This window comes from Furfurilactobacillus milii (genome assembly GCF_009863985.1).
GTDB lineage: Bacteria > Bacillota > Bacilli > Lactobacillales > Lactobacillaceae > Furfurilactobacillus > Furfurilactobacillus milii_A.
Window position 1 is genome coordinate 78,321 of sequence record NZ_WEZT01000001.1, and the last position, 12,255, is coordinate 90,575.

Annotated in this window: 14 protein-coding genes; 11 read left to right on the top strand and 3 right to left on the bottom strand. The window is 42.5% G+C overall.

Annotated features, from left to right (window positions below):
• Positions 1–104 precede the first annotated feature (104 nt).
• Complete coding sequence (locus GB992_RS00360) at positions 105–662, top strand: TetR/AcrR family transcriptional regulator (RefSeq protein WP_161000738.1); 558 nt, start codon at positions 105–107, stop codon at positions 660–662.
• A gap of 48 nt (positions 663–710) precedes the next feature.
• Here GB992_RS00360 and GB992_RS00365 read toward each other — a convergent pair whose 3' ends face one another.
• The 3 genes from GB992_RS00365 to GB992_RS00375 all read right to left on the bottom strand — a co-directional run bounded on the left by GB992_RS00365 (position 711) and on the right by GB992_RS00375 (position 3,061).
• Positions 711–1,196: a MerR family transcriptional regulator gene (locus GB992_RS00365; protein WP_161000739.1), complete on the bottom strand. Its 486-nt coding sequence runs from the start codon at positions 1,194–1,196 to the stop codon at positions 711–713.
• A 342-nt stretch (positions 1,197–1,538) separates the two neighbouring features.
• Positions 1,539–2,492 carry an aldo/keto reductase gene (locus GB992_RS00370; RefSeq protein WP_161000740.1) on the bottom strand — a complete coding sequence of 318 codons (954 nt, stop codon included), beginning with the start codon at positions 2,490–2,492 and terminating at the stop codon, positions 1,539–1,541.
• Between the two features lie 77 nt (positions 2,493–2,569).
• The gene (locus GB992_RS00375) at positions 2,570–3,061 is read right to left on the bottom strand and encodes an RpiB/LacA/LacB family sugar-phosphate isomerase (protein ID WP_161000741.1); all 492 of its coding nucleotides are present in this window, start codon (positions 3,059–3,061) and stop codon (positions 2,570–2,572) included.
• 233 nt (positions 3,062–3,294) lie between these two features.
• Between GB992_RS00375 and GB992_RS00380 the strand changes: the two genes are divergently transcribed.
• From GB992_RS00380 to GB992_RS00430, 10 genes are all read left to right on the top strand, one after another.
• Positions 3,295–3,678: a hypothetical protein gene (locus tag GB992_RS00380; protein ID WP_161000742.1), complete on the top strand. Its 384-nt coding sequence runs from the start codon at positions 3,295–3,297 to the stop codon at positions 3,676–3,678.
• A gap of 566 nt (positions 3,679–4,244) precedes the next feature.
• The gene (locus GB992_RS00390; RefSeq protein WP_017261356.1) at positions 4,245–4,667 is read left to right on the top strand and encodes a MarR family winged helix-turn-helix transcriptional regulator; all 423 of its coding nucleotides are present in this window, start codon (positions 4,245–4,247) and stop codon (positions 4,665–4,667) included.
• Between the two features lie 17 nt (positions 4,668–4,684).
• Entirely contained in the window at positions 4,685–5,266 is a 582-nt protein-coding gene (locus tag GB992_RS00395) for a hypothetical protein (protein ID WP_161000743.1), read from the top strand.
• A gap of 66 nt (positions 5,267–5,332) precedes the next feature.
• Positions 5,333–5,545, top strand: coding sequence for a hypothetical protein (locus tag GB992_RS00400; RefSeq protein WP_161000744.1), 213 nt, complete (start codon positions 5,333–5,335; stop codon positions 5,543–5,545).
• Positions 5,546–5,601: 56 nt separating this feature from the next.
• Entirely contained in the window at positions 5,602–7,026 is a 1,425-nt protein-coding gene (locus tag GB992_RS00405; protein ID WP_161000745.1) for an MFS transporter, read from the top strand.
• 29 nt (positions 7,027–7,055) lie between these two features.
• Positions 7,056–7,640, top strand: a complete 585-nt coding sequence (locus GB992_RS00410; protein WP_161000746.1) for a hypothetical protein — start codon at positions 7,056–7,058, stop codon at positions 7,638–7,640.
• 263 nt (positions 7,641–7,903) lie between these two features.
• Positions 7,904–8,881 carry a LacI family DNA-binding transcriptional regulator gene (locus GB992_RS00415; RefSeq protein WP_161000747.1) on the top strand — a complete coding sequence of 326 codons (978 nt, stop codon included), beginning with the start codon at positions 7,904–7,906 and terminating at the stop codon, positions 8,879–8,881.
• 156 nt (positions 8,882–9,037) lie between these two features.
• Positions 9,038–9,769: a D-lyxose/D-mannose family sugar isomerase gene (locus GB992_RS00420; RefSeq protein ID WP_161000748.1), complete on the top strand. Its 732-nt coding sequence runs from the start codon at positions 9,038–9,040 to the stop codon at positions 9,767–9,769.
• 69 nt (positions 9,770–9,838) lie between these two features.
• Positions 9,839–11,197 (top strand): sugar porter family MFS transporter, encoded by a 1,359-nt coding sequence (locus GB992_RS00425; RefSeq protein WP_161000749.1) that lies wholly within the window; start codon positions 9,839–9,841, stop codon positions 11,195–11,197.
• 15 nt (positions 11,198–11,212) lie between these two features.
• On the top strand, positions 11,213–12,253 hold the full coding sequence (locus GB992_RS00430) for an aldose epimerase family protein (protein WP_161000750.1): 1,041 nt from the start codon (positions 11,213–11,215) through the stop codon (positions 12,251–12,253).
• The last annotated feature ends 2 nt before the right edge of the window (positions 12,254–12,255 follow it).

Consider the following 12,255-nt stretch of genomic DNA (forward strand, 5'->3'; position numbering starts at 1 on the left):
CTCCACTTACGTTATACTTGTAACATCTGTAAAAGAATTGTAGAGTGTTTCTTGTAGTTAAACAAGTCTAAAATAGGCATCTGTGACAGAACAGGAGAATTGTAATGGCAGCCACCAAACATGCGCAACAAATCAAACAGGACTCTCAAGAATATCTCACCACGGCTTTACTGCAACTGTTGGAAAATAAAGACCTAGCTGAGATTACTATCGCCCAGGTCGTCCGTCGAGCTGGTGTAAGTCGTATGGCATTCTATCGAAACTTTGAAACACTATCAGATGTTCTGACCGCTTACTTTAAACCACAGATTGACGCACGATTTAATGACATTATGACCAACACGCCACAGGATCAGAAAATTGCGGCATTAGGGCAATTCTTTACTGACATGACTGATACTTTTAATCTGGCTGCCAAACGTGGATTTGAACCCATTATTCAAACTGTGTTCAACGAAAATATGGCCACCTTCTATAAGGAGACCATCAATTGGAATGATATTAGTGTTGCCCAACAAACCTACTGGGTTAAGTTCATGAGCGCTGGCGTCTACGCAATTTGGCGTGAATGGCTGAGTAACGGACAAAAAGAGTCTATAGAAGCAATTCATGAAATTCTAGCAATGTTTCAACAATCGACATTGGCGGCCCTTAAAGAGTAAACACATTTCTATGTCGTCCAAGGATGTCAATCAATGATCAAATAATCGCTAGTTTATCTTTTGATTTAATCGTTCTTCAGCACCACCATCGCGCAATTGTTCAACCAGTTCATTAAACGGCGTGTACGTTTCAGGCAACTCATTGACACCAGTAACTGCGTCTTCCGTGCCTGCTGCTACAGCCTTCTGATAATAGTTAATTTTATGATTGATTTTCTGCAAATTTTTCAATGCATCTCCAATTTGATCGATCACAACCTGTTTCTGCTCTTCAAACAACGTTAACCGCTCATCAAGTGTTCCGTCACCTTCCATACACCAGTTCACAAAATCGCGAATTTCATCCAGTTGCATCCCTGTACCTTTTAGGCATGTAATCACGGATAGAAAATTAAGGTCAGAATCGGTAAATTCTCGGCGGCCACTTGCTTCGTTACGTTTGACAAACGGTGTAAGTCCTTCCTTATCGTAATAACGCAGAGTATATATAGATAATCCCGTTTTTTTTGCAATTGTTCCAATTGAATAAGCCATCATCGGCCTCACTTTCTTAATAACGTAGAATGTTGATTCGATTATACAACGGCGGCGATTCTTCATTTTTTCATGACATTCAGCATTTACGAAATTCTCACTACGACAGAGGCCCTAACGTGACCATGAATCCTGTGCAGTGCACTATTTGCACTACTGCTACACATCTAAAACGCGTTCACTCCCCTAGAGCCTGTGCCGCCTTTGTTGCTACATATTTAAAACGCGCTCCTGACCCTGAATCCTGTGCATAACAAGAAATCGCCATCGCACAAGCCAAAACCGCTTGTACAATGACGATTTCCCGTTATTGCTCGGATTCAAAAACGGGTCAGTCACGCTCTACGGCAAATCATTTCCTGCCGCAAAGTATACGTCATACCATTCCTGCTTGGTGAGGTCGACATCGGCTCCCATTGCACTGTCTACGATATGTGCTGGCGTCATGGTACCCAACAGTACTTGCATATTAGCTGGGTGGCGTAAAATCCATGCCGTAGCAATCGCATTCTTAGAAACACCGTACTTATCGGCCAATTCTTGTAGTTTATCATTCAGTTCTTTGAACTTATCGTTGTTGATAAACGTCCCATCAAAGAAGCCATACTGGAAGGGCGACCAAGTCTGGACGGTCATGTGCTTGCGACGTGAATACTCCAATAAACCACCGTCGTGCATGACACTGCGGTCATCCGTCATATTGACATGCAATCCTTCATCGATCATGCCCGAGTGCATAATACTAAATTGCAATTGGTTGATGAGCAAACGTTGGCTGGTTGCTGCTTGCACCATTTCGATTTGTTCGGGATTGAAGTTTGATACTCCAAAATGACGTACCTTACCAGAGGCTTGGAGTTCGTCAAACGCAGCAGCAATCTCCTCTGGTTCCATCAGTGGATCTGGACGATGTAACAGAAAGGCATCCAAATAATCGATGCCCATCCGTTCCAAAATGCCATCAACGGATTCAATTAAATGTTGTTTTGAAAAATCATAACGTTGACCAAACACAAAACTGCCATGACTACGAGCGGGATCAAAAATAATACCACCCTTTGACTGAATATAAAGTTGATCACGTTTAACGGATGACTTGGCCAGAGCCTGTTTGAAGACCTTTTCGGAATTGCCCATTCCATAAATGTCAGCTGAATCAATATAGTTGATACCGGCATCATAAGCGCTATCTAGCGCCTTAGCAGCATCTTCTGCGGATAAAGCTTCCATCCGCATAATTCCTAATGCAACAGCAGACGCCTTAAAATTGGTACCGCCGATATTACGTTGTTTCATAAAATGTTCCTCCAAACTAAAATTTACTGTTTACTCACGTTAACTATAGAACCACCACCAGGGTTAGGGTCAAGTAGTTACCCCTGTTGTGCCACATTTAAATCGGCAATCTTATCCTCTAGTGCTTGAACATCTTTCAGTGCTCCCTGTAAAAATTCAGGATCCGCCTCAGAAAAGCCTTCTGAAAATGGCGTTTTGAGAAAAACATCTGCCATCTGCGTTGCCATGTATGGTGTCATCACAATACCGCCCATGGCTAAAATATTTGCGTTGTTAATAATGCGTGATAAACGAGCTGTTTCAATACTCTCACACAGTGCACTGTAAACACCGTTAAACTTATTTGCCACAATATTAACACCCATACCAGTACCACAGAAGATAAATCCGCGGTCAAATTCATGGTTGGCAATTCGACGACCGACTTCAAAACCAACTTTAAAGTAATCAACATCATTTGACGGGGTTACATCGGTCACTTCAACTCCCTGTTCAAGTAAATGTGTTTTCACTTGTTCCTTCAATTCGTAGCCTAATGGATCTGCTCCCATAATTACTTTCATAGTCATAAATAAATCTCCTTTTTGTTTTGTGTTAAATGACGACAAAAAGAAGTATATTTCCTCGAGTTAACTCGAGGTCAAGTATAATCAATAAATTTTTTTGCGAGCGTGGGGCAGCAGCTTTGAATCAACAGATTCACCCTGTTTAAACAAATACCTGACTTGTTATTCAAAAAAGTGTAGTCTCAAATTGAGCACTTTAAGCCACAAAACAATAAATTGTGATTGAAGGAATTTTTATGCACTTATTAATGGTCATCATTTCATGTATGAGCGGTTACTTTGGCCTTATTACGCTTGATCTAGTTTTTCGGGAACGCGTACAACTTAAATGGTTACCTTTTTGGCTTATCCTAACAGGTATTACGATGTTTTTCGCACTGGCGTTAGTAGCCCGCTTTCCACAGGCCCCAATGGTCATTTTTTCCGTTATTCCGTTAGTCCTTTTAAACTGGTGGATGCTGAGCTATATGATTCACGCCAAGAAAATTTTGCTATTACCTGTTGTTTTACTAGTTAACGCTTTATACCGTTTCATTGGGGCCATAACTGGTATGTTAATTAACTTTATGGCCGCCAACAAACAAAATACGATCTTAATGAAAGGCAAATTACAAGTTTAATCCGAACAAGCCCGGAAACTTTCAATGGCAGTCTGTTGATGATGGATTTTTAATGGTCGTTGATTAATAAGCTCAAGTACCGGATACCTCGAATTGTTTGATTTGGTCGTTAAACATATTCTACCCGGTATGGGTTTATTTTTTTACTTTGTGTTGCATTTCAATTGTAAATTCGCCTTTCACAAACGGAATCAGAAGTTAAAATTCGTATCAATAACCAAATTGCGGTAAATCGCACCATTGACGTCACCAAATTGGCACAAAAATATGCAACTAATAAAAAACAGCATCAAGGGCTTGGTTTAACTAGCATTCAGCGAGCACAAACATCAGAGATCTGGGTTACAACAATCATCGAATCTCATATTTTTTCCACGACCATTCATATCGCCAAATCCGGATCACATAAGGCTCTGCCAAGTCATTAACTGACTTAATAAGTAAACTGAACATCGCTAAATACAAAAAGATTTGTATTTGCGAAGTTTTTGATAATTACTTGCTTGCGCAAATAAATCTTTGGTTTTATAATTCTAATCACTAAAAAGGTAAGGAAGGTGAAACCAATGCTGGCAACAGATGACGGAATTTTAGCACAACTCAATATTGTTTCTCGTAAGTTGCAAATGCAGTTAAACAATGAACTCATGCCGCTTCAACTAACCGCCAGTAACTACTATTTCCTCTTAAAACTGAACCTAGTAGGACAAATGACACAGGATCAGTTATTTCACCAGATTTATCTCAGTCCAAGCAACGTGACACGTCGTTTGGATGAACTGATCCGGCTGGGGCTAGTCAAAAAGACCCGGGCCACAGATGATAAGCGATCCTGGAATATCAGTTTGACCAACAAAGGCACTCGTTTGATTCCAGCGCTTAAACATGTGTTAGCCCACATTAATCAGGAAAGTTTAGGCGCTCTATCTGCTGCACAGGTGGACGCGTTTACAGAGTCTTTAGTCCAAATTGCCGTTAGTTTAACGTAATTAAGGAGGCAGACCTGATGACAAAATTTGTTGATATTCACCATGAACCAAACAAGATGCTGACTTTGCCGGATGATTTCGTGGAAGTTGCCCGTGATCTACGCCCACGCAATCATAAAACAGTGACGGTAATTCGTTATCAACGAGCTGGCAAAGTCGTTCCCAACAATGCCCACGTCACAGTTATCTTCGGCAACGACGGTCGACTATTAAGCTACAACAACTTCAGTATCGATAGTGACGCACCGTTGCCACGTGGCGAAGAAGCATTACAGATTGCACAACAAACGTTTGAATCGATTGATCCGAACTTTGCTCGCCATTTGCGCTTCATGCGTATTGACAAGCAAACACGAACTTTCACATACGGTGGCCGAACCATTCAAACACCAATTCTCTGGGTCAAATTCTCACACCGCAATGGCTCGTATAACTGGGGTTCTGTAGGACCTGGCGGACAAATCGTTGAAGTTGAGCGCGACTCCCGTTGGAACTACCTGCTCTCTCGTCGTTCAACTGAAGAGTGGAATTTCGACGATTGGGTTCTGGTGCGCGAAGGCAAACGCCGTCAGTTACCAGCACCACAGCCATTGGGATAACGTCATCTGACCTATTTGGCTCATTATTTTCCGTTTGAAACCACACAATTCCAAGGAGGCTTCACCATGTTAAACGAAGATAAGTACGATTATGACGTTGAACGCTTAGGCCAATTGCGCGATGAACTGCAACGTCTCGAAGACAATGATTACGTCACCGCCTATTACAAGGGCTACAGCTCAGAAGGTCTAACGCTGGAAGAAGTTCGGGATACCATCAAAGAACTTGAGCAACAAATTCGTCAGTTGGAACGTGAACTCGATGAAGACGGTGAATAACCGCCTTCCCCATTCACTTTATGCAATCCTGGTTAAAAATAGGTGAAAGAAAGGAAGTGGGACCGTTGCTTAAAAGATGGCTTATTTTAAGTATTCTCGGCTCATTCTTCTTCATGGTCATCATTGACGGTAGCATCGTCAGTATCGCCATTCCAACCATTGCAAGAGATTTGAGCGTTTCAACAAACGCAACAACGACCATTATCGGCATTTACCTCATCACTATCAGTGCGTTGTTACTATTCTTTGGGCAACTTGGCGATCAGCTCGGTCGACCATTTATCTTTGAAATTGGGACTGCGTTGTTTCTGATTGGTTCGGGCCTTGCCGGTTTTGGCATCAACTTACCGTTTGTCCTCTTCGGTCGGTTTGTTCAGGCCGTGGGAGCCAGTATGACGATGGCCAACAGTTATGCCATCGTAACGGATACTTTTCCACCTCAGTATCTGGGACGTGCACTTGGCATTGAAGCCTTGTTCATCTCATTAGGGTCACTTGCAGGACCAGGGTTAGGCGGACTGATTTTAGCCTTCCTCCCCTGGGGGTACATTTTCTGGATCAACGTTCCGCTAGGCATCATCTGCCTCATTGCCGAATGGTTTATCTTTCCGCGACCTGGCAAACTTTCCCGGCCAAACGTAGATTGGTTGGGCGTCGGTGACTTGATCATCCTAGCCGTGTCCTTCTTCGTTGCCTCCAGTGTCATCATGACCCATCCGCTGTGGGCCATTATTGGCCTCATTATCTTCTTCGTGATGATCGCTGTGTTCGTCTATCACGAGCGCCGGGCAACGCGTCCATTATTAAATCTCAACCTGCTTAAAAACAGTGCGTTTACACAAAACGTCGTTGCCGCATTGATCAGTTTTGTTGTCGGGTACTTCTTCACATTGCTGGCACCAATCTACCTACAAATCGTGTTGAAGTATTCTAGCCAAGTCAGTGGTTTGCTGCTAATGGCCTCACCGATTGTCGCTTTAGTAGCAAACCCTATTGCCGGCACACTAACGGATAAGTTCAACAAACAGCGTGTTATGGCTGCTGGCTTAATCATCCTGCTGCTGGCTCAGATTGGCCTAGTGCTCAGCAATGGTCATGTTGAACCAATCGTCTTCATCGGTGTTTCAGCACTGATCGCGATTGGTACGGCTGTCTTTGGCACACCAAACAACACGCTGATCATGCAAAGTGTCTCAACCGCCGATCGTGGGATGGCAGGATCGATTAACTCATTAATGCGTGAATTCGGACTCGTGTTGGGAACCACGCTATCAACACTGACCTTCTATGTTCACCTTTCGTTTGATGCAGGTCATCGAACAACCACAGCTATCGGTCAGTCTGCAGCTAATATTATTGCCGCACAACGAACCGCCTATCTGTTTGGCTTATTGCTCTTAGCTGGCGCGGGGATCATCGTGTTCAATCGTGCACGCAAACGGACGATTGCTAAAAACGCCAATCTCGCTCATCAACACTAACATCTCTTTAAAAATTGGAGGATTTTCTTATGACAAAGTATTTGAACGTTAACGGCAAAGAAAACCGTAACCTTGTTATTCCAGATGATTTCGTTGCAGTTAGCCGTGAACAACACCCTCGTAATGGCGAACAGGTAACCGTCGTTCGCTACCAAAAGGAAGGTCCAGTAGTTCTCAATAACGCTCACGTAACGGTTATTTACGGTAGCGACAACCGCCTCATCAGCTACAACAACTTCAGTTTCGAAGAACCAGGCAACTTGCCAAGGAGTCAACAAGCAATCAACCTTGCGACTCAGGTCTTTCAATCCATTGATTTAGCTTACGCTCATCAACTGAGTTTCATGCGCATTGACCAAGAAACGCGCACCTTCACCAATGATGCTGGTCAACTCGTAACCACGCCGATTCTGTGGGTCAAGTTCGCTCATCACAACGGTTCCTATAATTGGGTCTCAATTGGACCAAACAACGAAATTGTTGAAATCGAACGTGAATCACGCTGGGACTTCGGTCAATGGCGTCGTGGAACAGAAGAGTGGAACCTTGATGACTGGGTCTTAGCTCGCGAAGGCAAAGGACCACAGCTTAAGGCACCATCTGCACTCGCCTAAAAGATCTGTCTGTTTCACGTGTAACAAAGGAATGTTTCTCAAGGACTTCCAGTTCCAAAAGACAAAAATCGTAGTGAATTTTAACTGCCATAAAACGACATGCACTTAGCCACATTGAGTACATGTCGTTTTTGTTTATACATATCCAAACATCTGTATAGCAAATTAAGAAAGCGCTGCCAAAATCAATAAAGTTATCTTGACACACAAATTTTTAAGGTTTATCTTGTATATGAAATCGATTTCATAAAGGCGGCAAAAAATTGTCAAAGCAAGTTACTATTAAACAAATAGCACAATATGCGGGAGTATCAGAAGCAACCGTTTCTCGTGTTCTTAACCAACCCGAATTGGTCAGCAAACAAACAATCCAGAAGGTTAAAGATGGGATGGACGAATTGCAGTATCGGCCGAGTGCTCTCGCACAAAGCATGCGAAATCACACTACAAAAACTATTGGTGTGGTTATTTCAAATGTATTGAATCCATTTTTTACTACCCTCGTCCGTGGTATCGAAGATGCGGCTACTAAGCGTGGCTACTCTGTGATTGTTTGCAACACTGACGAAAATCCAGATAAAGAACAACGTTATATCAATATGCTAGTTGATCATCAGGCAGATGGCATCATTCTGGCTAGCACCGGTAATCATGCCAACTATCATTCAATGGTCAATGACATGCCTCTCGTCTTTATCGACCGTATGCCACAAGGTAAGGATGCCAATTTATATGACACAGTTTTAGTTGATAACGAGAAGGGCAGTTTTAACGCCGTTGACGCTCTAATTAAGCAAGGCGCAACCCGCGTTAATGCCATTGTTAGCCCCGTCGCCACAACCGGTACAGAGCGTTTAAATGGCTTCCGAAAAGCACTAACAGCTCACGATTTCCCAATTCGTGAGCAAGATATTGCACTCGATGATTACCTTGGTCAGCACACCGCAGAATTGGCACTTAACCTCATTCAAACTAATCAGTGTGATGCCCTCTTCTGTGGTAACAATGTGATTCTAATGAATGTGCTGAAAGTCCTTAAAGAATGGCAAATTGGGGATATGAAACTAGCTGTTTTTGATGATCAACCTTGGTTTGATTTTGTTCAATATCCTATTATTTCAGTAGATCAACCAGCATATCTTATTGGTACCAAAGCTTTCATTACACTCATGGATCGCCTCGCTAATCCTGATCGTCCCGTGACGCATGACATCGTCCGGACTAAATTAGTAATTCGATAATAAATTACTTTTTTAATTGAAAATTTTGTAAGCGCTTCCTTAAGTGTACTACATAAAAATCAGTTAGCGATTTTCATGGCCTTTTATGAAATCGATTTCATTTCGTTAAATTAACTAACAAATATCTAGTCTTACATCTAAGGAGATTTATATATCATGAAACGTTCACAAATCAACACCATTTTGGATAACCTAATTGCTTTTGCCTCAGAACACAAAGTTTATTTCCCCGAATTTGCTAACTGGACACCCGAAGACGTGAAGAATGCCGGCCCAGAATATCGGGAAATCTTTGACAACATGTTGGGATGGGATGTCACAGACTTTGGCAGTGATGACTTTGCTAAACGTGGCTTGGCTACGTTCACTTTCCGTAATGGTAATTTCAACGACAAAAAAACTTATCCAAAACCTTACTGTGAAAAAATTTTGATCCTTGAAGACGGTCAAGAATTACCAATGCACTTCCACAAGATTAAGGAAGAAGACACTATCAACCGTGGCGGCGGTGTTCTCGACATTACCGTTTACAACGCAACAGCCGATGAACAACTCGATAAAGAATCAGATGTGCATTTAGTTAAGGATGGCAAAAAAATCACTGTTCCTGCCGGTGGCGTCGTTTCATTGGAACCCGGAGAAAGTGTCACGATGACACAACGCATCTATCACCGTTGGATGGGTCGCAAAGGCACAGGCAAGATCATGGTTTGGGAAGTTTCTTCATCAAATGATGACAACGTCGACAATCGCTTCTTTGAACCAGTACCACGTTTTTCGAACGTGGACGAAGATGAGCCTATTCGTCATGTTCTATTTGCTGATTACCCTACACTGCGTGGCAACAAATCATCGTCTTTTAATAGCTGGTATTCATGTTCTAACTAATGTTTGAACATGCCGTGTCCTCGTTCCCGAGTTAGGAATAAGGACACTTTTCTTGAAAGGAGAAGCATCATGACAAACGAAACGGCAAAAAGCCGCAGCAGTTGGTATATTTACTTTTTTGGTGCGCTAGGCGGATTATTATTTGGTTACGATACAGGTGTTATCTCTGGTGCATTGCTTTACATTCGATCAGAAATGAAACTTACATCCCTTGAGCAGGGTCTGGTCGTTAGTGCTGTTCTCTTAGGTGCCATTATTGGGGCTGCTATCATCAGTCCAATGTCCGATCGGTTCGGGCGCAAGAAAATGGTGATGCTCTCAGCATTAATTTTCTTAATTGGTGCCCTATTATCAGGCTTTTCACCTGATGTGATAGTCTTGGTTATCGCACGGGTCATCTTAGGTGTCGCCGTCGGTGGTGCGTCAGCACTAGTACCAATGTACCTAGCTGAAATCTCGCCTGCTCGTATCCGGGGCACGCTTTCCAGTCTTAACCAATTAATGATTATGACTGGTATCTTACTGGCCTACATCATTGACTATAGTTTTGCTAACGTCACAAACGGCTGGCGTTATATGTTAGCATTTGCTGCACTACCAGCGATCATCCTATTGATTGGCGGTGTATTGCTACCTGAAAGTCCACGATTCTTATACAAAGTTGGGCGAACTGAGGATGCTAAAAATGTATTGATGCGTCTTCGGGGAGACAATGAAGAAGAAGTTAACGATGAACTCTCAGTTATTGAAAAAGCTAACAAACAAGAATCCGGTACTCTAAAGGACTTATTCTCAAAACTTGTCCACCCTGCATTGGTAATTGCTGTTGGACTATGTATCTTCCAACAGATTACTGGATGTAACACTGTTTTATATTACGCTCCAACCATCTTTTCACAGGTGGGACTCGGAAATTCGGCTGCCATTTTAGGTACTGTTGGAATAGGTGTCGTCTCCGTTATTACCACCGGTATTGCTGTCATTATCATGGATAAGTTTAACCGTCGCACGCTGCTTAACTTTGGTTCCGTTGGTATGGCGGTCTCGCTATTTACACTCGCAATCGTGACTAATTTTGCTGAAAAAGGTTCTGGACTCTCTGCCTGGATCGTTATGATTGCTCTTGCCGTGTACATTGTTTTCTTCTCTGCAACTTGGGGACCAATTGCTTGGGTCGTAATGGCAGAAGTCTTCCCGTTAAATGTGCGTGGGTTAGGAACTGGTTTCGCGAGTGTTATCGACTGGTTTGCTGACTTAATCGTTTCATTAACTTTCCCAATTTTATTAACTTGGTTAGGAACATCAATCTTCGCTATTTACGGGATTATTTGTATTTTAGCAATTGTATTCGTCTCAAAATTCGTATTCGAAACTCGCGGCCGCAGCCTTGAAGATATTGAACAAGAGCTGCATAACCGCGCTAAATAATGGTAGGAGGACATTATGATTACTAACAAAATCGAAGAATTTGATCATCATAACGGTCGTCTTATTAAGAAGTTTACATTAATCAATAAACGTGGTTCGAGTATTAGTGTATTGGATTTTGGGGCAACCTGGTACGAATACCGTTTAGCACATCACGATCAAACGACACAAAATGTGTTATTAAATGAACCTGATATTGCGCATTATTTGAACAACCCATTCTATTTAGGTGCCACAATTGGCCGTGTAACCGGTCGAATTAAAAATGGTCTCTTTACACTTGGTGGAAAGCAGTTTCAACTACAACAAAATGAAGGCGCTACCACTCTGCATGGCGGCCCCCACGGATTTGCTTATTTACAGTGGGAAGGAACTATTTTGTCCACGGACGATGGTGATAACTACCTTCAATTCAGTCGACAAGTAGACCAGTCTTTGGACGGCTTCCCTGGCACCATGACAGTCACAGTCACTTATGCGCTTTCAGAAGACGACACTGTTGACATCACTTACCAAGCCATCTGTGATACTGACACTTTGTTCAGTCCCACTTGTCACGCCTACTTCAACTTAAATAAGGATAATCAAGACATCAGAAACCATGACATAAAGAGTAATGCTCAATTTGTTGAAGCATTGGATGAGGAACATGTGCCAAACGGTATTCTGGCCCCCATTGACAACGACATGTATGATTATAGAAATTTTAAAAATGTTGGTCAGGCAATTAAAAGCATTATTGACAGTAATCACGGCGCTGGGATTGATGATACTTTTCTCACGCCTGCAGGTGCCGACGTTACCATTCGTGATCAAGAAAGCAACTTAACATTGCAAACGACTGCGGATCGTAACGGGGTTACTATTTTTACAGCCAATGGGTTTACACCAACCATGCAAACTAATAAGGGTGCAGGAAAACCATTCCTTGGTATTGCAGTGGAACCACATATTCTTTCCAATGCGATTAACCTCGAAGGTTTTGGTAACATGATTTTAAAAGCAGACGTTAATCAAACCTACCACGCACGGTATCATGTTTCTGAGGGGGTCTAAGC